This window comes from Kocuria rhizophila DC2201 (assembly GCF_000010285.1).
Lineage (GTDB): Bacteria > Actinomycetota > Actinomycetes > Actinomycetales > Micrococcaceae > Kocuria > Kocuria rhizophila_A.
Window position 1 is genome coordinate 1,529,574 of record NC_010617.1, and the last position, 21,481, is coordinate 1,551,054.

Here is a 21,481-nt window from a genome sequence, read left to right on the forward strand (position 1 = left end):
CCCGCCGGCAGGCCGGCCCCACGCGCTCCGAAGTTGCCGGCCGCTGGCAAACCCGCCCACGCGCCGGTTCCCGCGCCGCAGCCCGATGCCGCTCACCCCGCCCTCGCGCCGGCCGAGTCCGTGGCGCGCGCCAAGAAGTTCGGGCGTGCGGACGAGAACGGCACTGTGTACGTGAGCGTGCAGGGCACCGAGCACGAGTGCGGCCAGTTCCCGGACGCCACCCCCGACGAGGCGCTCGCCTACTTCGCCCGGAAGTTCGACGACGCCGAGGCGCAGGTGGCGCTGCTCGAGCAGCGCATCGCCGCCAAGGCCCCGGCCGGTGAGATGCGCAAGACCGTGGCGCACGTGCGCGAGCAGGTGGACGCGCACACCATGGTGGGCGACCTCTTGGACCTCTCCACCCGCCTGGACACCCTCGAGGACGCCATCCGCGTGGCGCTGGACCGTGAGCGGGAGGAGGCCAGGGCGCGCAGGACCGAGCAGCTCGCGCACCGCACCGCGATCGTGGAGGAGGCCGAGAAGGTGGCCGGCCAGGATCCGGAGAAGACGCAGTGGAAGCACTCGTCCTCGCGCATGGCCGAGCTGTTCTCCCAGTGGCAGGAGCACCAGCGCTCGGGCGGCCGGCTGTCCAAGGCGGACGAGGACGCCCTGTGGAAGCGCTTCCGCAAGGCCCGCACCACGTTCGACCGCCACCGCAAGGCGTTCTTCTCCTCCCTGGACGAGACCAATGCGAAGGCCAAGCGCGTGAAGCAGGGGCTGATCGCCGAGGCCGAGGCGCTGTCCTCGTCCACGGACTGGGGCGAGACCGCCGGGAAGTACCGCGAGCTCATGGACCGCTGGAAGCAGGCACCGCGCGCGTCCCGCAAGGACGACGATGCCCTGTGGGCCCGGTTCCGCGCCGCACAGGACGTGTTCTTCGACGCCCGCACCGCCGCGAACGAGCAGATCGACAAGGAGTTCGAGGGCAACCTGAAGGTCAAGGAGCAGCTGCTCGCGGAGGCCAAGCAGATCCTGCCCGTCAAGGACCTCGACGCCGCCAAGAACCAGCTCGCGTCGGTCCAGCGCCGTTGGGAGGAGGCCGGCAAGGTGCCGCGCGCCCACCTGCGCCGCGTGGAGAACGAGCTGCGCTCCGTGGAGGACGCCGTCAAGAAGGCCGAGGACGAGAAGTGGCGGCGCACCGACCCCGAGACGAAGGCCCGCTCCAACTCCATGCTGTCCCAGCTGGAGAACAAGATCGCGGACCAGCGCGCGGCTGTGGAGGCCGCGCGCGCCGCGGGCAACGAGAAGAAGGCCGCGTCGCTGGAGAAGGACCTCGCCACGAGCGAGCAGTGGCTCGCCACGCTGCAGGCCTCCGCGTCCGAACTGGGCTGAGCCCGCGGCGGAGCCCCGCATTGGTGCCCCCGTGCCGCGTCCGGTGCGGGGGCACCGCCCTGCCGGGCGCGCGCTGATCCTGAGGCCCCCTGATCCTGAGGCCCCATGATCCGGAGGCGCACCGGTGCGACGCGCCGGGCGTCCTACGGGCGCGCCGCCGGGTGGGACGGGACCGGTGACCCCGGTGTCGGGAGCGGCGCCGGAGGCGCGCCGTTGCGGCGTCCCGGGCGTCGTACGGGCCGCGGCGCCGGGCGGGACGGCACCGGTGACTCCGGCGACGGTTCCCGGCGCAGTGCCGGGGGCGGCGCCGGACACACGGCACGACGCCGCTCGGTCACCCTGGTGCCTCGTTGCGGGGTGACACGCCCGCACGCGTTCTCCACAGGTGCCCGGCGACCCTGCCGCGTGGGTGCGCGGTGCGGTGGGATGGGGGCATGAGTCTTCCCGCCCCCGTGCTGCAGCCCTCCGCCGGTCCCCGCTACGAGGGCGCGTTCTCCGTGTTCCTCCCCGGTCACCCGTTCAGCCGGGCCGAGCTGCACGCCATGGCCGCGGACGGTGTGCTGCGCCGGGAGCTGCTGGACGCGCACGTGCACGCCTCCCGGCCCTGCTCCACCGCCCTGCGCGCCGCGGTGCTGAGCCGGGTGGTGCCGGGGAACCTGCAGCGTCGCGGGGTGCTGGGCCGCATGGGCGCCGCGTGGTTCTACCGCTGCGCCCCGGAGCCGTGCCCGCTGCCCATCCTGGTGGACAAGTCCGCCCGCACCACCACCACCGTGCCGCCGGGCATCGTGCTGCACCAGACCAGCTTCGCGCCCCAGGACCTGGTGGTCCACCACGGCATCACGCTCACCACCCCGCGACGCACCGCCGCTGACATCGCCCTGCACGTCACGGGACCGGCGGGCGACGCCGCCCTGCTGGCCCTGCTCGGGGGCTCCCCGGGGCGCTGCGAACCGGAGCTCGTGCTGCGGGACCTGGAGACGATGCCCAAGACCCCCGGGCGGCGCGCGGCGCTGGCCAGGGTCCGCAAGATCACCCGTTCCATCCGCTCAACCGGCGGTGCGGGCTGAGCCCGCCGTGACCCTCGGGAGCTCCTCAGGAGGCCACGGGGCGGTGCCCGGACACGCGGTACACGTCGTACACGCCGTCGATGCGCCGCACCTGGTTCAGCACGTGGTCGAGGTAGCGGGTGTCTCCCATCTCGAACGAGAAGCGGGAGATCGCCAGGCGGGCCCGGGACGTGTGGACCTGCGCGGAGAGGATGTTCACGTGGTTCTCGGACAGCACACGGGTGACGTCGTAGAGCAGGGACTTGCGGTCCAGGGCCTCCACCTGGATCTCCACGAGGAACAGCGAGGACTGGGTGGGCGCCCAGGAGACCTCCTTGACGCGGTCGTCGCCCTCGGGGATCACCTTCATGTTCGCGCAGTCCCGCCGGTGCACCGATATCCCCGAACCGCGGGTCACGAAGCCCACGATCTCGTCCGGGGGCACGGGGGTGCAGCAGCGGGCGATCTTCACGTACACGTCCGAGGCGCCCTGGACCAGCACGCCGGCGTCCGTGGCCCCGGCCCGCACCGGCTGGGTGACCCGGGTGTTCTCGGCGAGGTCCTCCTCCGTGCCGTCCGCGCCCCCCAGGTGCTCGAGCAGCTTCTCGACCACCTGGTGGGCGCTCACGGCGTCCGAGCCCAGCGCCTCGTACAGCGCGGCCACGTCGCCGCGGTTGAAGTCCTGGGCCACCGCGAGCAGGGACTCGCTCGTGACCGTGCGCTGCAGCGGGAGGTGGTGCTTGCGCAGCGCCTTGGTCAGCAGCTCCTTGCCCCGCTCGATGGCCTCCTCGCGGCGCTCCTTGGAGAACCACTGCCGGATCTTGGTGCGGGCCCGCGGGGAGCCCACGAACTTCAGCCAGTCCTGGGACGGGGCGGCCTGCTCGGACTTGAACGTCAGGATCTCCACCCGGTCCCCGTGCTGCAGGGTGGAGGACAGCGGGGCGAGCTTGCCGTTGACCCGGGCCCCGATGGTGCGGTTGCCCACCTCGGTGTGCACCGCGTAGGCGAAGTCGACCGGTGTGGAGCCCGTGGGCAGGGCCATGACCTCGCCCTTGGGCGTGAAGACGTACACCTCGGCGGTGTTGATCTGGTAGCGCAGCGAGTCCAGGAAGTCCGAGGAGTCCTTGGCCTCCTCCTGCCACGAGACCAGGGAGCTGAGCCAGTTCAGCTCCCCCTCCTTGGCCTTGGGGGTCGCGGAGTTCGCCTGGTTGACCTTGTCCTTGTACTTCCAGTGCGCGGCCACACCGTACTCGGCGCGGCGGTGCATCTCGTGGGTGCGGATCTGGATCTCCACCGGACGCCCGTTCGGACCGATCACCGTGGTGTGCAGCGACTGGTACATGTTGAACTTGGGCATGGCGATGTAGTCCTTGAACCGCCCCGGCAGCGGGCGCCACTTCGCGTGCAGCACGCCGAGAGCGGCGTAGCACTCGCGCACCGAGGTCACGAGCACGCGTGCCGCCTGCAGGTCGTGGATCTCGTCGAAGTCCTTCCCGCGCACGATCATCTTCTGGTAGATCGAGTAGTAGTGCTTGGGGCGGCCCGTGATGGTCGCCTCGATCCCCGAGGCCTCGAGGGCGTCGGCGATCTGACTGCGGATCTCCGCGAGGTTGCGCTCGCGCTCCGGGGTGCGCTCCCCCACCATGCGCACGATCTCCTCGTACACCTTGGGGTAGAGCGCCGCGAAGGAGAGGTCCTCGAGCTCCCACTTGATGGTGTTCATGCCCAGCCGGTGGGCCAGCGGGGCGAAGATCTCCAGGGTCTCGCGCGCCTTGCGCCCGGAGGACTCCGAGGAGACGAAACGCCACGTGCGCGCGTTGTGCAGCCGGTCCGCGAGCTTGATCACCAGCACACGGATGTCCTTGGCCATGGCCACGATCATCTTGCGCACGGTCTCGGCCTGCGCGTTTTCACCGTAGTGGATCTTGTCCAGCTTGGTGACGCCGTCCACGAGCGCGGCGACCTCTTCGCCGAAGTCCTCGCGCAGCTCGTCCAGGGTGTAGGAGGTGTCCTCCACGGTGTCGTGCAGCAGCCCCGCCACGAGCGTGGCCCCGGTCATCCCGAGTTCCGCGAGGATGGTGGTCACGGCCACCGGGTGGGTGATGTACGGGTCTCCGGACTTGCGCTTCTGCCCCTCGTGGTGGGTGTCCGCCACCACGAACGCCCGTTCCAGGACCGCGAGGTCCTCGTCCGGGTGGGTGTTCTGCACGGTGCGCAGCAGGGGCACCAGCACGGGAGAGCTCGGAACGGACTCTCCGCTGAGCACGGACAGTGTGGAGCGGGTGCGTTCGCTGCGGCCCGGGAACACCGCGCGCCCGAAGACCGGCCGGGACGCCGGCAGCACGTAGTGGGTGCCGCCCATGGGCCCGCGCGGCGCGCGGGGGGCCGCCACGGCGGCGCCGTTCGCCGACGTCGGGGAGGTGCCGGGGGCGGTGCCCGAGGGGCCGGTGGAGCCGGACACGGGGCCCGCGGGGGCAACACCGTGGGACACGGTGCCGGAGCGGCCGGCGGTCTCGGAGTCGGGGCCAGCAGGGCAGGCGCCGGAGGACGTGCCCGAGGGGGCAGCGCCGTTGGAGACGCTGCCTGCGGGGGCGGCGTCGAAGGACGTGTCCGAGGGGGTGGCGCCGTGGGACATCCCGCCCGCGCCGGCGGCGTCGTCGGAGGGGGCCGCGGGCTCCGCGGTGACCCGGGCGGAGCGGGACTCGGACTGGCTGGACATGATCCGTTGCCTCCTTCGCGTGGCCGCGCGGGCCGGGGGACGTGGCGGGCCTGGGCGCGCGGCTGATGCCCCAGTGTAGTGCCGTGGCCCCCGTGCTCGGTGCACGGGGGCCACGCTGGGACGGGCGGCTGGGCGGCGCAGTGGTGCGCCGGGGCCGCCGTCAGGCGGAGACGGGGTCCGCGCTGACCGGGGGCGCGTCCGTGGTGCGCTGCGAGAGCACGTTCCGCTCCTGCTCCCGCACGGCAGGCTCACGGTCCCGCAGCCACGAGTACAGCGGGGCGGCCACGAACAGCGTGGCCAGGGTGCCCACGATGATGCCCACGAACAGGGACAGCGAGAGGTCCTTGAGCGTGCCGGCCCCCAGCAGGTAGGCGCCGATGAACAGGATGGAGCCCACGGGCAGGATGCCCACCACGGAGGTGTTGATCGAGCGCACCAGCGTCTGGTTCACCGCGAGGTTCACCTGCTCCCCGTAGGTGCGCTTGCCGCGCTCCCCGGGCGCGGTGCCGTCCAGCAGCCCGGCGGTGTTCTCGCGGACCTTGTCGAAGACCACCACGGAGTCGTACAGCGAGTAGGACAGCACGGTGAGGAACCCGATCACGGCCGAGGGGGTGATCTCGAAGCCCACCAGGGAGTACACGCCCGCGGTGATCACGATGGTCACCAGCATGGCCGCGATCGAGGACACCGACATCTTCCACGTGCGGAAGTACAGCGCCATCAGGGCCAGTGCCAGGGCCACGAAGATCAGCAGCCCCCACAGCGCCTGCTGGGTCACGCCCTGGCCCCACGTGGGACCCACGAACGTGGAGGTGACCTGGTCCTCCCCCACGGCGTAGGAGTCCTGCAGCTTCTGTTTCAGGGCCAGGGTCTGGTCGTCGTCGAGCTGCTGGGTCTGCACCCGTACCGTGCCCGGGGCGATGTTCGTGACCGTGGACTCCTGGGCCCCGGCGGTCTCGGCCACCGCGCGCTCACCGAGTGCGACGTCCGTGTTGGACACCCCGGAGACCGTGAACTCCGAGCCGCCCGTGAAGTCGATGCCCAGGTTGAACCCGCCCTTGACCACGGGGATCAGGATCGAGACGAGCACCAGGGCCAGGCTCACGGCCAGCCACGTGCCGCGCTTGTGGACGAAGGGGTAGGACCGCCGACCGCTGTGCAGGTCGTTGCCGAAACGCGCGAGACGGTTGCTCATCGCTGGGCCTCCTCGGAGTCGGTGCGCGCGGCGGAGGAACCCGCCCCGGGGGTGTGTGCGGTGCCGGTCTGCGCGGACGACGCCGCCGGGGCGGGCGCCGCGCGGTCCTCGCCGTCGACGGTGGGAGCGGTGGTGACACCCGCGCCATCGGCGTCCTGCGCCGCACGGGCGGCCCGGCGGCGTCGTTCGGCGATCGTGAGGCCGTCGGAGTCCTCGGGCGAGCGCAGCCGGCCGGCGCCGCGGTACATCGGCACGGCGTCGAGGGCCTCGGGGTCGAGCCCCGAGTTCTTGGCCCCGGAGCCGAAGTACCAGGTGCGGGCCAGCAGCACCATCACCGGGTGGGTGAACAGGAACACGACCAGCAGGTCGGCGATGGCCGTGAGGCCCAGCGTGAACGCGAAGCCGCGCACGTTGCCCACGGCCACGAAGTACAGCACCACCGCGGCGAGCAGGTTCACGGCCTTGGAGGCCAGCACGGTCTGGCGGGCCCGCTGCCAGCCGTGGTCCACGGCCGCGGGAATGGTGCGCCCGGCCCGGATCTCGTCCCTGATGCGCTCGAAGTAGACGATGAACGAGTCCGCGGTCTGCCCGATGGCCACCACGAGCCCCGCCACGCCGGCCAGCGAGAGGCGGTAGTTGGCGCCCCATCCCAGCAGGGTGATGGCGAGGTACGTGAGCACACCGGCGACCACGAGCGAGGCAATGGTCACCAGGCCCAGCCAGCGGTACTGGAACAGCGAGTACACGCACACGAGCGCGAGCCCGATGAGTCCCGCCACAATGCCCATCCGCAGCTGGTTGCTGCCCAGCGTGGCGGAGATCTGCTGCTCGGAGTCGATCGAGAAGGACACCGGCAGCGCGCCGTACTTCAGCTGCTGGGACAGGAACTTGGCCTCGTCCTCAGTGAAGTTGCCGGTGATCTGCGCCTTGCCGTCCGTGATCACGGAGTTCATGGACGGGGCGGAGACCACGGAGCCGTCCAGCACGATCGCGAACTGCGAGCGCGGGTCCTGCTGCCCCTTCTGGCCCAGCCCGTACAACCGCTCGGAGAGCTCCTTGAAGGTCGCGGTGCCCTGCTCGTCGAACTGCAGGTTCACGGCGTAGCCGCCCGTGGCGTGGCCCTGCGAGTTGGTGGCCTGCGCGTAGGAGGCGTCCGCGATCTCGGTGCCCGGGATCTCCACGGGCCCGAGGATGAACTTGGTCTTGCTCTCCGGGTCGCACGCGACCACGGCCTTGTCCTGCGGCTGGGCCGCGCGGTCCTTCTGCGGCTGCGGGGCCGTGCAGTCCAGGGCCTGGTAGGACTGGAAGAGCTGGGGGGTGATCCAGCGGGGGTCCGAGGAGTCCGAGGGCTTGCCGTCGGACTTCGGGATGTCCTTGGCCTTCGTGCGCTGGTCCTTGGGGGTGGCCTCCCCCGGGCCCGTGACGATCACGGGGCGGAACGCCATCTGCGCCGAGGTCTGGATCAGGTCACGGGTCTCGGAGGAGGGCACACCGGGCATCGACACCACGATGTTGCTGCCGGACTGCGTGGTGATCTCCGCCTCGGACACGCCCGCGCCGTCCACGCGCTGGCGGATGATCTCGACCGCCTGGTCCAGCTGCTCCTGGGTGATGTCCTGTCCGGCCTTCTCGCCCTGCAGGGACGGGGAGAGCACCATCTGCGTGCCGCCCTCGAGGTCCAGGGCCAGCTTGGGGGCCCACCCGGTGCGGTCGGTGCCCACGCCCCAGATCAGTGTGGCGGCGAGCAGGGCGGTCACGGCCACGAGGGCCAGCAGGGCCTTGCGGGCGGACGACGCCGCAGCGGCGGCTCCGGTGGCCGGGCGCCGGTTGCCGGGGCCCGCACCGCGGGGTCCGGACCGGCGGGGGGAGCCGGCGTCGTCGGCGGACGAGCTGCGCCGCCACCGCGGGGTCGTGCGGGGAGCGGAGGAGTCCGACCCCTTCTTCTGTGCTGCCATGGCTGTCCTTCGGGGAACCCGTGACCGGGGACGGGGGCCCGGTCACCGCATGAGAAACGGGCCGAGGTGCTCGGCCCGTGACTCGTCGGGGGATGTCAGATGGTGGTGTTGCCGCGGTCGCCCGGCTCGCGGGCGTCGCGCCAGGTCTGGTGCTCCGGCTGCTCCCCGGCCGCGGTGCCCGCGTCGGTCGGCCGGACGGTGTCCTGCGCGGGGGTGCTTCCGGCGGTGCTCGCGCCACCGGCGGCGTCGGTGTGCTCGGCGACGGGACCGGTGGCCGCGGCGTCGTGCTCCGCGACGGGCTCGGCACCGGCGGGGGTCTCGTCGACCACGGTGGTCACGGTCTGGGAGTGCACCGTGACGAGCTGGCCGGGGGCGATCTCCAGCACGGCCTTGTTGTTCTCACGGTCCATGTCGCGCAGGGTGCCGAACAGTCCGAAGCTGGTCATCACGCGCGTGCCCGGTTCCATGCCAGCCTGCTTCGCCTTCATCTCGGCCTGGGCCTTCTTCTGGCGGCGCATGGGCAGCCACAGCAGCAGCACCATGACCACGAGCATCACGGGCAGGAACCATGCGGTCCCCCCGCCGGTGGCTGCCTGCTGGGTCTCTGCGAGGATGGTCACGAATAATCCGTTCTGTCGGGAGTCGTCACGGGCCACCCGTGCGGCGTGCGTTCCACGGCGCCGCGGTGACCAGGTTCACCTCAGCTTAGGGGATGGATCTGGTCACGCGCTGGATGAGTCGTGCCCCTCGGGCTCCGTGGCCAGGGCCGTGCGCAACGCGGGATCCTTGAAGGCCGCGTGGTCCGGGACCGCGAGCCCCAGGTGCTCCCACGCGGCGGCCATCGCGATCCGCCCGCGCGGGGTGCGCCCGAGCAGCCCTTCCCGCACGAGGAACGGCTCCGCCACGGTCTCCACGGTCTCGGTCTCCTCCCCCACGGCGATCGCAAGGGTGGACAGTCCCACCGGGCCTCCGTTGAACTTGCCCACCAGGGCGGAGAGCACGTTGCGGTCCAGCCGGTCCAGTCCGCGGGCGTCCACCTCGTACATGTCCAGGGCGGCGCCGGCCGCGCGGGCGTCGATGCGCTCCACACCGTGCACGAGCGCCCAGTCCCGCACCCGGCGCAGCAGCCGGTTGGCGATGCGCGGGGTGCCGCGCGAGCGGGACGCCACCTCGCTGAACGCCTCGGAGGTCATGGCCAGGTCCAGCAGCCCCGCCGAGCGGCGCAGCACGAGCTCCAGCTCCGGGACCGAGTAGAACTCCAGGTGGCCCGTGAACCCGAAACGGTCCCGCAACGGACCGGGCAGCAGACCGGCGCGCGTGGTGGCACCCACGAGCGTGAACGGCGGCAGGTCCAGGGGGATGGAGGTGGCGCCGGCGCCCTTGCCCACCACGATGTCCACGCGGAAGTCCTCCATGGCCATGTAGAGCATCTCCTCGGCCGGGCGGGACATCCGGTGGATCTCGTCGAGGAACAGCACCTCCCCGTGGGTCAGCGAGGAGAGGATGGCGGCGAGGTCCCCGGCGTGCTGGATCGCGGGGCCCGAGGAGATCCGCAGCGGGACCTCCAGCTCCTCCGCAATGATCATGGCCAGGGTGGTCTTGCCCAGACCCGGGGGCCCGGAGAGCAGCACGTGGTCCGCGGTGCGCCCGCGCAGCTTGGAGGCCTCCAGCACGAGGGACAGCTGGGCCCGCACCCGCTTCTGCCCCACGAAGTCGTCGAGCGTGCCCGGACGCAGCGACGCCTCCAGCTGCTGGTCGTCGTAGTCACCCTCGGCGCCCACGAGCCGCTGCGGCCCCGCGGCCCCGCGCTCCTCCACGGCCACGCTCAACGCCTCCCAGTGGGTGCGTGCGTGGTGCCCTTGGACGTGCCGAGCCACGAGAGCACGGCGCGCAGGATCTCCGCCACGTTGCCGGAGTCACCGAGCTCCGGCTGGGTCTGCAGGGCGTCCTCGATGCCGCGGACGGCGTCCTTCTCGCTCCACCCCAGGCCCGTGAGCGCGTCGACCACCTGGTCGCGCCACACCGGCACCTGCGGCTGGTTGGCCTGCTGGACGGGAGGTTCGGGCAGCACGAGCTTGTCCGCGAGCTCCAGCACGATCCGCCGCGCGGACTTCGGCCCGATGCCCGGCACGGCCGTGAACGCCTTGTCGTCGCCGGCGGCGATGGCCCGGCGGGCGTCTTCGGGCCCGAGCACGGACACGGCCGCGAGCGCGGTGCGCGGCCCCACGCCGGAGACCCCGAGCATCACGGTGAAGATCTCCTTTTCGTCCCCCTGGGCGAACCCGAAGAGCAGCGGGGCCTCGTCCTTGCGGGCGATGTAGGCGGTGTGCAGCCGTGTGGTGGCGCCTACGCGCAACCCGGACAGGGTGCGGGGGCTCGCGTGGACCTCGATGCCGAAGCCCGAGACCTCCACCACGGCCAGGGTGGCACCCACGAAGGCCACCTCACCGGTCACCGAGGCAATCACGGCTGCTCCCCTCTCCCGGCCGGGGCCGGGCTCGTTCGCGCACCGGAACCGGGAGGGCCGGTGGTGCGGGGGCTGGTGCCCCGGTGCTCGGGCGCGGCGGGGGCCGCACCGGATTCGAACACGTGTGCGAATTCTCCGGGGCCACTGTACCAACGGGGGCGGACCTGCGGAGACTGGCCACGGCGCACGGTGGAGCAGGCACCCGGTGGGCCCACCGGCGTCCGGCCGCACGGACGCGCCGTCGGCGTGTGCCCCGGGGCGACGCTCAGCCGCGTCTGCCCCGTGTCGGGGCCCCGCCGCGGGCCGCAGGGGCGCGCGAGGCGGACTCCGCCCGGCGCCACGCCTGCTGGGCCGGTGTCAGCGCGGTCCCGGAGGCCCGGGCCGGCCGGGACCCGGAGTGGGTGGACGTGGCCGCCGCCGCGTCCATCCCGGCCACGCCGCCGCGCCACCCGTGGCACACGGCCAGTGCGAGGGCGTCGGCGGCGTCGGCCGGGCGGGGCGGGGCGTCCAGGCGCAGGATGCGCACGACCATCCGGTTGACGGACTCCTTGTCCGCGGAGCCATCCCCGGTGACCGCGGCCTTGACCTCGGAGGGCGTGTGCCACGCCACCGGGATCCCCCGCCGGGCCGCCGCCGCGATCACCACGCCGGTGGCCTGGGCGGTGCCCACCACCGTGGGCGCGTTGTTCTGCGCGAACACCCGCTCCACCGCCACGACGTCCGGGGCGAAGCGCTCCATGAGCTCCTCGGCCGCCTCCATGATGGTCAGCACGCGGCGCTCGAGGGCCTCGTGGGCACGGGAGCCGCTGACCTGCACGTGCACGAACGTGCCCGTGCGCTGGGCGGACATGTCCACCACGGCGAAGCCGCAGCGGGTTAGACCGGGGTCGACCGCGAGCACGCGCCGGGTCCCCGGTGCCTGCTCACCGGTCACGGGCCTACTCGTCGTCCTCGAGCTGGGCCATCACGTCCGCGGGGATGTTCGCGTTGGAGTAGACGTTCTGCACGTCGTCGAGCTCCTCGACCGCGTCCGCGAGCTTGAGGAACTTCCGCGCGCCCTCGGCGTCCAGGTCCACGGTCATGGTGGCGCGGAACTGGGGGTCGTCGTTGTTGTACTCCAGCCCGGCCTCGTCCAGCGCCGCGCGAATCGCGGGCAGGTCCGTGGCCTCGCTGACCACCTCGAAGACGTCCGACTCGTCCAGCACCTCGTCCGCGCCGGCGTCGAGCACCGCCATCAGCACGTCGTCCTCGGTGAGGCCGTCCGTCTTGGCGACCTCCACCACGCCCTTGCGCTCGAAGAGGTACGCCACGGACCCGGAATCGGCCATGGTGCCACCGTGGCGGGTCACGGCCACGCGCACCTCGGAGGCCGCGCGGTTCTTGTTGTCGGTCAGGCACTCGATGTACAGCGCGGTGCCCTGCGGGCCGCGGGCCTCGTAGAGGATCTCGGTGTAGTCGATCGTCTCGCCGGTCAGCCCCGCGCCGCGCTTGATCGCGCGGTCGATGTTGTCGTTGGGCACCGAGTTCTTCTTGGCCTTGGACACCGCGAGCTCGAGCGCCGGGTTGCCGGAGGTGTCCGCGCCGCCCATGCGGGCCGCGACCTCGATGCCCTTGATGTACTTGGCGAACGCCTTGGCCCGTTTGGCGTCGATCGCCGCCTTCTTGTGCTTGGTCGTGGCCCACTTGGAGTGACCTGACATGGATGACCTCCTCGAAAGAGTGCGTCCGGCCGTGCTCGGGCCGGACGCGGTGGTGGATTGACTGCCATGATACCGAGCGCGCCCCGTGCCCTGTCACACCGGGGTGCGCCCCCGCACCGCCCAGGGGCCGCGCGGTACCGCCGGTGCTCGCCGAGCCGCCGGTGCGGGGACACGGTTCGCCGCGGCGACGGGCCCGGTCGACGCCGCGCCTGCCGTGGTCGCGGTTCGACGGGCCGCCGCGGCACGCCCGGATGACGACGCCGCCCGCCCGACCCCCTGCCAACGGCCGGGGCACCCCGGGCGAGCCTCGGCACGCGCGGCTGCGGGCGGCGTCGTCGTCCGCCGGTCCGTCAGCGGGGCCGGGAGGCCGCGACCTCGCGGGCGCGCTCCGCCAGCGTGTCGTCGGGGCCGACCTCCGGCAGGGACTCCCCGCGCAGGGCGAGGGCCTGGCCGAGCAGGAAGTCCGCCACGCGCGGGTTCTTGGGCAGCAGGGAGCCGTGCAGGTAGCTGCCGAGCACGTTGCGGGTGCGCGCGCCCTCGGTGCCGTCCTCGCCGTTGTTGCCGGCACCCGAGACCACGCTGGCCAGCGGCTCCTGGCCCGCCCCCAGGTGGGTGAGACCGGAGTGGTTCTCGTAGCCCACGATCCGGCCCAGCTCCGGGGACTCTGTGACGATGTTGCCGATCAGCCGCTCGGTGCCCGCCACCGTCTCGAGGTCGAAGATCCCGATCCCGGGCAGGGTCTCCCCCGCCCCGGTGCGGAAGCTGCGGCCGAAGAGCTGGTAGAGACCGCAGATCGCGAGCATCGGCACGCCGCGCTCCACGGCCTTGTGCAGCCGGGGTGCCACGGCCGCGAGGTCCTCGGCCACGCGGAACTGCCCGGAGTCCTGGCCGCCGCCGCCCACGAAGAGGTCGGCGTGCTCGGGCCACGGGTCACCCGGATCGTAGTCCACGATCTCGGTGTCCAGACCGTAGCGCTCGGCACGGCGCTTGAGGGTCAGCGTGTTGCCCCAGTCGCCGTAGATGTTCATGTCCCGGGGGTAGAGCTGCACGATGCGCAGCGGCCCGGTGGTGTTCTCAGCCACGGAGTCCTCCTAGATGGCGGCCACGTGCGTCATGCCGCCCAGGATCTTGCGCAGGGACAGCATGGCCGTGTAGGTGCAGAAGATGCGCATGGGGCGGTCCCCGGACTGCGCGATGAACCGGGTCAGGGCGTCCTCGAGGTCCGGCTCCACCTCGCCCACGTGCACGAGGTCGTAGTCCAGGCGCAGCGCCATGTCCCAGGCCCGCACGCCGGAGACCACGTCCACCCCGCCCTCGCGCAGACTGTCGAAGTCCACGTCCCACAGCCAGGAGACGTCCCGGCCGTCCGCGTACTGGTCGTTGATCGCGATCATCGTGGCGTAGGCCTGCGCGGACGCGGAGGCCAGGGAGAGCCGGAACCCGGCGGGGTTCTTCACGAGCAGCAGCTGCAGGGGTTTGCCCTCCACCGTGATGGTCTCGCCGCGGCCGAAGGCGGGCGTCACGTTGCCGAGCTCGGCCACCAGGGCGGGGACGTCGGCGTCGTCCCCCAGCACCTGCAGGCTCACCGCCAGGGCCGCCGCGGCGTTGTACTGGTTGTAGACGCCGTAGAGGTCCACCGTGGCCTCGTGGCTCGTGCCGCGCACGTCCAGCTCCACGCTGCGGGCGTTGACCGCCTCCAGCACGACGTCCGCGTCCGGGCGCCGGGCGGAGGGCACCTCGGAGTCCTGCTCCCCCGGGTCCACCTGGCGCAGGCCCTCGCGCATGTCGTCATCGGACGGGAACGTGGGCCGCAGCGCGTCAGAGAGCCCGAACCAGGACACGGCCGTGCCCTCCGGGAGGTCCTCGGCGAGACCGGCGATCCGCGGGTCCTCACGGTTGAGCACCACGGTTTCCGTGGTGGCGCGGGCCACCTGACGCAGCATCCGGCGCGTGATGTCGATCTCCCCGAAGCGGTCCAGCTGGTCCCGCATCACGTTGAGCAGCAGGCTGATCCGGGGCTGCACCTGCTTGACGAAGTGCACCGCGTGGGCCTCGTCGAGCTCGAGCACCGCGACATCGGCGTCCAGGCGGCCGAACGCGTCCATCTCCGCGAGCAGGGACGCCGCCACACCTCGCACAAAGTTGGAGCCCGTGCGGTTGGTGAACACGCGCAACCCCTGGGAGCGCAGCAGCTGCACGGTCATCTTGGTGGTGGTGGTCTTGCCGTTGGTTCCGCTGATCACCACCACGCCGCGGGGCAGCTGGGCGAGCTCCTCCGCCACGAAGCCGGGGTGCAGCTTCTCCATGAACAGGCCGGGGAACGCGGAACCACCGCCGCGCAGGCTCGTGGCCCAGCGCACCCCCTGGCCGAGGACGCGTACGAGAGGTCGGGACATGGTCTCCATCCTGGTGGGCGGGTGCGACGGCAAGAGGGCTATCGCACGGGCGGGGTCAGTCCTGGGGCCAGGCCGCGGCGATGTCCTCGCGGGTGGAGCCCAGGGTCTGGATGAGCGGTTTGGTGTGGGCGATCACGGGCATGAAGTTGGCGTCCCCGGTCCAGCGGGGCACCACGTGCTGGTGCAGGTGCTCGGCCAGGGAGCCGCCCGCGGCGGAGCCCAGGTTCAGGCCCACGTTGAACGCGGCGGGGTGGGCGATCTCACGGATCACGTGCACCGCCGTGCGGGTGAGGGTGTTCAGCTCCCACAGCTCCTCGTCCGTGAGCTCATCCAGCTCCGCCACGTGGCGGTACGGGCACACGAGCACGTGGCCGGGGTTGTACGGGAACAGGTTGAGCACCGCGAAGCAGTGCTCGCCCCGGTGCACGATCAGCGAGTCCTCGTCCGAGCGCTCGGGAGCGTTGCAGAACGGGCAGCCCGGGGGCTGCTCCACCGAGGTGTCCTCACCGCGCACGTACGCGAGGCGGTGCGGGGTCCACAGCCGCTGGAAGCCGTCCGGAACCCCCGGGACCTCGAACTCGTCCCGTGTCACACCGTCCCCGCCCGACGCCGCGGCGTCCCGCTCGGTCACCGCGGGCCCGTCGTCCCGGCGTCGCCCGCGGCCTGGCCCGGCAGCGCGGTGGGCTCCGAGGTCGCGGGGTCCTCCACGACGGTCTCGCCGACCACCACGTCCTGCTCTGTCGGGGCCGTGGGGTTCTCGTTGGAGCGCTCGGCCACGTGGCGGGCGATCAGCTCCACGGCCTCGGCCTGACTCACCCCGTTGTGCTGGGAGCCGTCGCGGAAGCGGAAGGACACCGTGCCGGCCTCGGCGTCCTCGCCACCGGCGATGACCACGAACGGGATCTTGTCCTTGGACGCCGTGCGGATCTTCTTGGGGAAACGGTCCGAGGAGGTGTCCACCTCCACCCGGATCCCGCGCTCGCGCAGGGTCTGGGCGAACTCGTCCAGGTAGTCGTTGAACGCCTCGGCCACGGGGATGGCACGGACCTGCACCGGGGACAGCCACGCCGGGAACGCCCCCGCGTAGTGCTCCGTGAGGACACCCATGAACCGCTCCACGGAGCCGAACAGCGCGCGGTGGATCATCACGGGCCGCCGGCGGGAGCCGTCCGAGGCCTGGTACTCCAGGTCGAAGCGCTCGGGCAGGTTGAAGTCCAGCTGGATGGTGGACATCTGCCACGTGCGCCCGATCGCGTCCCGGGCCTGCACGGAGATCTTGGGCCCGTAGAACGCGGCACCGGCCGGATCCGGTACGAGCTCCAGCCCGGAGTCCTCCGCGACCTCGCGCAGGGTGCGCGTGGCCTCGTCCCAGATCTCGTCCGAGCCCACGAACTTGTTCGGGTCCTTGGTGGAGAGCTCCAGGTAGAAGTCCTCCATGCCGTAGTCCTTGAGCAGGGACAGCACGAAGTTCAAGGTGTTCGTCAGCTCCCCCTTCATCTGCTCGCGGGTGCAGTAGATGTGGGCGTCGTCCTGGGTCATCCCGCGCACGCGCGTGAGCCCGTGGATCACGCCGGACTTCTCGTAGCGGTACACCGCCCCGAACTCGAACAGCCGTAGCGGCAGCTCCCGGTAGGAGCGCCCGCGCGAGCGGTAGATCAGGTTGTGCATGGGGCAGTTCATGGGCTTGAGGTAGTAGTCCTGGCCCGGCTTGGTCAGCTCCCCCGTGTCCGGGTCCCGCTCCTCGTCCACGTGCATCGGGGGGAACATCCCGTCCCGGTACCAGTCCAGGTGCCCCGAGACCTCGTACAGGTGGCCCTTGGTGATGTGCGGGGTGTAGACGAACTCGTAGCCGGCGCGCGCGTGGCGCTCCCGGGAGTAGTCCTCCATCTCCTTGCGGATGATCCCGCCCTTGGGGTGGAACACCGGCAGCCCGGAGCCCAGTTCGTCCGGGAAGGAGAACAGGTCCAGCTCCACGCCCAGTTTGCGGTGGTCGCGGCGCTCGGCCTCGGCCAGGCGCTCCTTGTAGGCCTTCAGCTCGTCCTTGGAGGGCCAGGCCGTGCCGTAGATACGCTGCAGCTGCTCGTTGCGCTGGTCCCCGCGCCAGTACGCGGCGGCCGAGCGCATCAGGGCGTAGCCGTTGCCGATGTGCTTGGTGTCCGGCAGGTGGGGGCCGCGGCACAGGTCGCGCCACACCACGTCCCCGCTCTTGCGGTCCACGTTGTCGTAGACGGTCAGCTCGCCGCCGCCCACCTCCACGGAGGCACCCTCCGCGGACTCGTCCACGGCACCCGAGCCCGGGCCGCCGGCGAGGTCGATGAGCTCGAGCTTGTACGGCTCGTCGGCCATCTCCGCGCGCGCCTCGTCCTCGGTGACCGTGCGACGGCGGAAGATCTGGTTCCTGTTGACGATCTTCAGCATCGACTTCTCGAGCGCCTTGAGGTCCTCCGGCGTGAACGGCTCGGCCACGTCGAAGTCGAAGTAGAACCCGTCCGTGATGTACGGCCCGATCCCCAGCTTGGCGTCCGGGCGCAGCTGCTGCACGGCCTGGGCCATCACGTGGGCCGTGGAGTGGCGCAGCACCTCGAGCCCCTCGGGCTCGCTCACCAGCACGCGCTCCACCACGTCCCCGTCCGCCAGCGGCGTGGAGAGGTCCTTGAGCACACCGTTGACGTGCGCCACCACCACGTCCCGCTGCTCCGTGTAGAGCTCGGCGGCGGTGGTGCCCGGCTCGGCGGTGCGGCTCTCGCCGTCCACGGTGAGCTGCAGGGCTGGGGCGTCCGTCATGGTGAATCTCCTCGTCAGTTCTGTGGGTGCCCGCCCGTACCGGGGGCGGGCGTCCCGGGCGCGCGCCGTGGCGGCGCACCCGTGACCTCCACGATGCTACCGCCCACCGGCGCGCGGGGCGGCAGAGCAGGGCCCACCGCCTCCCGGGGAGACCGTGAATCACCTCACGCCGGGCCAGCACCGGGCACGGAAAAAGGGTGCGCCCCGGGCCGCAGCCCGGAACGCACCCTCCAGCGCTAACGCGAGGTCACTCGCGCGGACGGCGTCAGCGGCGGGGAGCCTCGCCGTCGCGGCCGAGATCGTCACGGCCGAGGCCGTCACGATCGACATCGGTCTCGACGTCGACCTGTTCCTTCTGGACGTCGGCCTCGACGCGCTGCGTCTCGCGGACGGTCTGCTTGTTCAGCCCGACCTCCTCGACGGCGACGGCTTCCTTCTCGACGACGGGGCGCTCCTCGTGGAGAGTGACGTCCACCTCTTCCTCGCCGATCCGGCCGGTGCCCGCGTGGGCCTCGGTGCCGTTGAGCGGGGTGCGCTCCACGGTGACCTCTTCGCGCTCGACCGGGACGTCGACCGTCTCGTGGTCCGTCACCACGTACTTGCGCAGGCGGGCGTGGCCGGCCTCGCGCTCCTGGGTGTCCACGTGGAGCTGCTCTTCGTGACGGGTCACGGAGGCGTTCTCACCGGCGGCGACGTGACGGTCCTGGCCTGCATCGGCGCGGTCGCGGTCGGTGACGTCACGATCGCGGTCCGCAGCGAGGCGGTCGCGGTCGGCGGCGTCGTCCGCACGGCGCTCGCCCGCGGCGGTGCCGGCGACACCGGCGGTGCCCGCGGCGGCGTTGCGGTCACGGTCGTGACCCGCGGCGCGGCCGTCGTCGTAGTTCATCTCGTAGTAGCGGTACAGCTCCTCTTCCTCAGCCGGGGACAGGTGCTGGTCCGCGTCCACCTTCGGAGCGTCCTTGATGACATCCTTGGTGTAGGGCAGGACCACACGGTCGCCGTCCTGACGGGCGCCCTTCACGGGAACGAAGTTCTCCTTGGCACCGAACAGACCGGTGTTCACGGTCAGGAACGTCGGATCGCCGGAGTTGTCGTCCAGGAACACCTGCTCGACCTTGCCGATCTTGTCGCCGTCGGAGCCGTAAGCCGTGCTGGACAGAATTGCATTTACGTCGAACGTGGACATCGCATTAACTCCTCAGTAAGTCTCTGCTAGCGGCGCACGGTTGTGCACCGAAGGCCGCCGCACCCGCAATGGGTGTGCGGTCCGGCTTCGTGATTCATATTACGGCCATCAGAACGCTTGGCCATCGATTTCTCTCACGGGAAAACCGGCGTGCCGTTGCGCCTCAGGCTTCCGCTCGTGTGGTGACCGCCCCGCGCGCCGCCGGGATCCCGGGGCGCGGCGGTGGCGTAGGGCACAATGGGGAGCACGAAGCGCGGTGGACTCTCGGCAACCGTCCGGGCGATTCACACGAAAACGGCACAGGCGCACAGGACGGAGCCCCGACGTGTGGGATGCACTGGTCAACAACCCCTGGATCTTCTGGCTGATCATCATGCTGGCCCTGGCAGCCATCGAGATGCTCACCCTGGACTTCCTGTTCCTGATGATGTCCATCGCGGCGCTCGTGACCGCGGGGGTGAGCCTGGTGCTGGACAGCTTCACCGTTCAAGTGGTGCTCTTCGCCGTGGTCTCGGTGCTGCTGATCTTCCTGATCCGCCCCCTTGCCCTGCGCCGGCTCAACCGCTCCACGCCGAACACGCGCTCGAACACCGAACGCCTGATCGGCCTGCCGTGCACCGTGCTCGAGCCGGTCTCCCAGCGCAGCGGGCTCGTGCGGCTCGAGGGTGACGTGTGGACCGCCCGCTGCGCCGCCGGTGCTGAACTGTCCGAGGGTGCGGACGCCTGGGTGCACCGCATCGACGGTGCCACCGCCGTGGTCGCGGACGTCGCCCCGGCCCGGACTGAGCCCACCGACACCGGGCGCCGCGCGCACCCCTGATTGACCTGCCCCGGCCCGTTCCCGGGCGGACCGGCGCCGAGAGAGCCAGCCCCGCCCACCCGACCCGACCCGGCGGCGTCACCCCGGCACAGCACCGGACGACGCCGCCGCGAACCGCCCCGGGCCAGCCCCGGCTCCCGGGGGAAACCGGCCCCCACCGAAAGGACACCATGTCACTCATCATCCTCATCCTGCTGGTCGTGGTGGTGCTCGCCGCGGTCGTTGCGCTCGTGAAGGCGGTGCGGATCATCCCGCAGTCGCGCGCGGGCATCGTGGAGCGGCTCGGCAAGTACCAGGCCACGCTCAATCCCGGACTGCACTTCCTGATCCCGTTCATCGACCGCCTGTTGCCGCTGATCGACCTGCGTGAACAGGTGGTCCCCTTCCCCGCGCAGTCCGTGATCACCGAGGACAACCTGGTGGTCGGCATCGACACCGTGGTGTACTTCCAGGTCACCGATCCCCGGGCCGCGACCTACGAGATCACCAACTACATCCAGGCCGTGGACGAGCTCACCAGCGCCACGCTGCGCAACGTGGTGGGCGGGCTGAACCTCGAGGAGACGCTGACCTCCCGCGACAAGATCAACGCCGAGCTGCGTGGCGTGCTGGACTCCACCACCGGCCGGTGGGGCATCCGCATCTCCCGCGTGGACATCAAGGAGATCACCCCTCCGCCGTCCATCCAGGACTCCATGGAGAAGCAGATGCGCGCCGAGCGGGACCGCCGCGCCGCGATCCTCACCGCCGAAGGCGAGAAGCAGTCCCAGATCCTCACCGCCGAGGGCTCGCGCCAGGCCTCGGTGCTCTCCGCCGAGGGTGACGCGAAGGCCGCGATCCTGCGCGCGGACGGCGAGGCCCAGGCCATTGCCAAGGTCTTCGACTCGATCCACCGTGCCAGGCCCACCCAGAAGCTGCTCGCGTACCAGTACATCCAGACCCTGCCCAAGGTGGCCGAGGGCAGCGCCAACAAGGTGTGGATGATCCCCGCCGAGCTCAGCACCGCGCTGCGCGGCGTGGGCTCCTACCTCAACCCGGGGTCCTCGGACTCTCCCGAGGACGATTCGTGGGAGGAGGCGGACGCCGCCCCGGGCGCCCCGGTGGACGAGCCCATCGTGGAGCACGAGACCGTGAAGGTCACCGAGGAGGATCTGGAACCGGACCTGTCCCTCACCGACCCGCGCGAGTTCGAGATGCCCGACTCCCCCTACTCGTCCCCCCTCGCCGAGCAGGCCGGGGACCCGCACCTCGGGGACCCCGCGGCGGGTCCCGTGGCCGGCGGCACCCCCGGATCCGCGCCGGAGAACGGCTCCTCGGCACGCCACGTCGGCCCGGAGACCGGGCAGGACCCCCGCCCCGGGAATGAAACCCGCTGAGGTGCCGTTGTGCCCTCTGAAGGAGTCGGCCCGGTGCCGGCCCGCGTGGCGAGCACCGGGGTCGAGTGAGAGTACGTCAGGAAGGATCGTTGCGTGAGTGATCGCAGCCTACGGGGCATGCGCCTGGGTTCCCAGTCCATGGAGACCGAAGCGGGTGTGGAACCGGCCCCGCGCCAGCGCGTGGAGTACCGCACCGCGGACGGCGAGTCCGTGTCGGTGATGTTCGCCGCCGAGGCGGAGATCCCCCCGGTGTGGACCACCAAGACCGGCCAGGAGGCCATCCTGGTCAACGGCGAGAAGCCGGAAAACCCCAACGAGAAGCATCAGCGCTCGCACTGGGACATGCTGCTCGAGCGCCGCAGCGTGGAGGAGCTCGAGGAGACCCTGCAGCAGCGGCTCGAGTTCTTCAAGGAGCAGCACGCTCTCTGAGCCGCGCCCCGCGACGACGACGGCCCCTGTCCTCCCA

The 21,481-nt window shown here is 71.5% G+C and carries 18 protein-coding genes; 5 read left to right on the plus strand and 13 right to left on the minus strand.

What is annotated here, in order from left to right; genetic code table 11:
* Positions 1–120 precede the first annotated feature (120 nt).
* Both KRH_RS06650 and KRH_RS06655 read left to right on the plus strand, forming a co-directional pair.
* Positions 121–1,371 carry a DUF349 domain-containing protein gene (locus KRH_RS06650; protein ID WP_012398426.1) on the plus strand — a complete coding sequence of 417 codons (1,251 nt, stop codon included), beginning with the start codon at positions 121–123 and terminating at the stop codon, positions 1,369–1,371.
* Between the two features lie 434 nt (positions 1,372–1,805).
* Positions 1,806–2,438, plus strand: coding sequence for a hypothetical protein (locus KRH_RS06655; RefSeq protein ID WP_012398427.1), 633 nt, complete (start codon positions 1,806–1,808; stop codon positions 2,436–2,438).
* A gap of 25 nt (positions 2,439–2,463) precedes the next feature.
* Here the strand turns inward: KRH_RS06655 and KRH_RS06660 are convergent, their stop codons facing one another.
* The 13 genes from KRH_RS06660 to KRH_RS06720 all read right to left on the minus strand — a co-directional run bounded on the left by KRH_RS06660 (position 2,464) and on the right by KRH_RS06720 (position 18,819).
* Positions 2,464–4,779 carry a RelA/SpoT family protein gene (locus KRH_RS06660; RefSeq protein WP_148202432.1) on the minus strand — a complete coding sequence of 772 codons (2,316 nt, stop codon included), beginning with the start codon at positions 4,777–4,779 and terminating at the stop codon, positions 2,464–2,466.
* Positions 4,780–5,296: 517 nt separating this feature from the next.
* Positions 5,297–6,331 (minus strand): protein translocase subunit SecF, encoded by a 1,035-nt coding sequence (gene secF, locus KRH_RS06665; protein ID WP_012398429.1) that lies wholly within the window; start codon positions 6,329–6,331, stop codon positions 5,297–5,299.
* Positions 6,328–8,286, minus strand: a complete 1,959-nt coding sequence (gene secD / locus KRH_RS06670; protein ID WP_012398430.1) for a protein translocase subunit SecD — start codon at positions 8,284–8,286, stop codon at positions 6,328–6,330. The genes secF and secD overlap by 4 nt, the downstream gene beginning before the upstream one ends.
* Positions 8,287–8,381: 95 nt before the next feature.
* Entirely contained in the window at positions 8,382–8,906 is a 525-nt protein-coding gene (locus KRH_RS06675; RefSeq protein WP_226905873.1) for a preprotein translocase subunit YajC, read from the minus strand.
* Positions 8,907–9,008: 102 nt separating this feature from the next.
* A complete protein-coding gene (gene ruvB, locus KRH_RS06680) occupies positions 9,009–10,067 on the minus strand; it encodes a Holliday junction branch migration DNA helicase RuvB (RefSeq protein ID WP_387696441.1) in 1,059 nt (352 codons plus the stop codon).
* Between the two features lie 44 nt (positions 10,068–10,111).
* Positions 10,112–10,753 (minus strand): Holliday junction branch migration protein RuvA, encoded by a 642-nt coding sequence (gene ruvA, locus KRH_RS06685; RefSeq protein ID WP_012398433.1) that lies wholly within the window; start codon positions 10,751–10,753, stop codon positions 10,112–10,114.
* A gap of 265 nt (positions 10,754–11,018) precedes the next feature.
* A complete protein-coding gene (ruvC, locus tag KRH_RS06690) occupies positions 11,019–11,687 on the minus strand; it encodes a crossover junction endodeoxyribonuclease RuvC (RefSeq protein ID WP_012398434.1) in 669 nt (222 codons plus the stop codon).
* Between the two features lie 4 nt (positions 11,688–11,691).
* On the minus strand, positions 11,692–12,453 hold the full coding sequence (locus KRH_RS06695; RefSeq protein WP_012398435.1) for a YebC/PmpR family DNA-binding transcriptional regulator: 762 nt from the start codon (positions 12,451–12,453) through the stop codon (positions 11,692–11,694).
* Positions 12,454–12,803: 350 nt separating this feature from the next.
* Complete coding sequence (locus KRH_RS06700; RefSeq protein WP_012398436.1) at positions 12,804–13,535, minus strand: type 1 glutamine amidotransferase; 732 nt, start codon at positions 13,533–13,535, stop codon at positions 12,804–12,806.
* A 9-nt stretch (positions 13,536–13,544) separates the two neighbouring features.
* Positions 13,545–14,858 carry a Mur ligase family protein gene (locus KRH_RS06705; protein WP_012398437.1) on the minus strand — a complete coding sequence of 438 codons (1,314 nt, stop codon included), beginning with the start codon at positions 14,856–14,858 and terminating at the stop codon, positions 13,545–13,547.
* Between the two features lie 46 nt (positions 14,859–14,904).
* The gene (locus KRH_RS06710) at positions 14,905–15,480 is read right to left on the minus strand and encodes an HIT family protein (RefSeq protein WP_012398438.1); all 576 of its coding nucleotides are present in this window, start codon (positions 15,478–15,480) and stop codon (positions 14,905–14,907) included.
* Complete coding sequence (gene thrS, locus KRH_RS06715) at positions 15,477–17,633, minus strand: threonine--tRNA ligase (protein WP_012398439.1); 2,157 nt, start codon at positions 17,631–17,633, stop codon at positions 15,477–15,479. Before thrS ends, KRH_RS06710 begins: the two co-directional genes overlap by 4 nt.
* Positions 17,634–17,898: 265 nt before the next feature.
* On the minus strand, positions 17,899–18,819 hold the full coding sequence (locus KRH_RS06720; protein ID WP_012398440.1) for a DUF2382 domain-containing protein: 921 nt from the start codon (positions 18,817–18,819) through the stop codon (positions 17,899–17,901).
* A 325-nt stretch (positions 18,820–19,144) separates the two neighbouring features.
* On the opposite strand from KRH_RS06720, the gene KRH_RS06725 reads away from it, so the two are divergent.
* From KRH_RS06725 to KRH_RS06735, 3 genes are all read left to right on the plus strand, one after another.
* Positions 19,145–19,639: an NfeD family protein gene (locus tag KRH_RS06725; RefSeq protein ID WP_012398441.1), complete on the plus strand. Its 495-nt coding sequence runs from the start codon at positions 19,145–19,147 to the stop codon at positions 19,637–19,639.
* 170 nt (positions 19,640–19,809) lie between these two features.
* Complete coding sequence (locus KRH_RS06730) at positions 19,810–21,015, plus strand: SPFH domain-containing protein (protein WP_012398442.1); 1,206 nt, start codon at positions 19,810–19,812, stop codon at positions 21,013–21,015.
* A 93-nt stretch (positions 21,016–21,108) separates the two neighbouring features.
* Positions 21,109–21,444: an RNA polymerase-binding protein RbpA gene (locus KRH_RS06735; protein ID WP_012398443.1), complete on the plus strand. Its 336-nt coding sequence runs from the start codon at positions 21,109–21,111 to the stop codon at positions 21,442–21,444.
* Positions 21,445–21,481: the final 37 nt, after the last annotated feature.

Excerpts from the sequence above, each read along its gene's own strand:
- KRH_RS06655 (WP_012398427.1), top strand. The coding sequence starts at position 1,806 with ATGAGTCTTCCCGCCCCCGTGCTGCAGCCCTCCGCCGGTCCCCGCTAC.
- KRH_RS06660 (WP_148202432.1), bottom strand. The coding sequence starts at position 4,779 with ATGGGCGGCACCCACTACGTGCTGCCGGCGTCCCGGCCGGTCTTCGGG.
- secF (WP_012398429.1), bottom strand. The coding sequence starts at position 6,331 with ATGAGCAACCGTCTCGCGCGTTTCGGCAACGACCTGCACAGCGGTCGG.
- secD (WP_012398430.1), bottom strand. The coding sequence starts at position 8,286 with ATGGCAGCACAGAAGAAGGGGTCGGACTCCTCCGCTCCCCGCACGACC.
- KRH_RS06695 (WP_012398435.1), bottom strand. The coding sequence starts at position 12,453 with ATGTCAGGTCACTCCAAGTGGGCCACGACCAAGCACAAGAAGGCGGCG.
- KRH_RS06705 (WP_012398437.1), bottom strand. The coding sequence starts at position 14,858 with ATGGAGACCATGTCCCGACCTCTCGTACGCGTCCTCGGCCAGGGGGTG.
- thrS (WP_012398439.1), bottom strand. The coding sequence starts at position 17,633 with ATGACGGACGCCCCAGCCCTGCAGCTCACCGTGGACGGCGAGAGCCGC.
- KRH_RS06720 (WP_012398440.1), bottom strand. The coding sequence starts at position 18,819 with ATGTCCACGTTCGACGTAAATGCAATTCTGTCCAGCACGGCTTACGGC.
- KRH_RS06730 (WP_012398442.1), top strand. The coding sequence starts at position 19,810 with ATGTCACTCATCATCCTCATCCTGCTGGTCGTGGTGGTGCTCGCCGCG.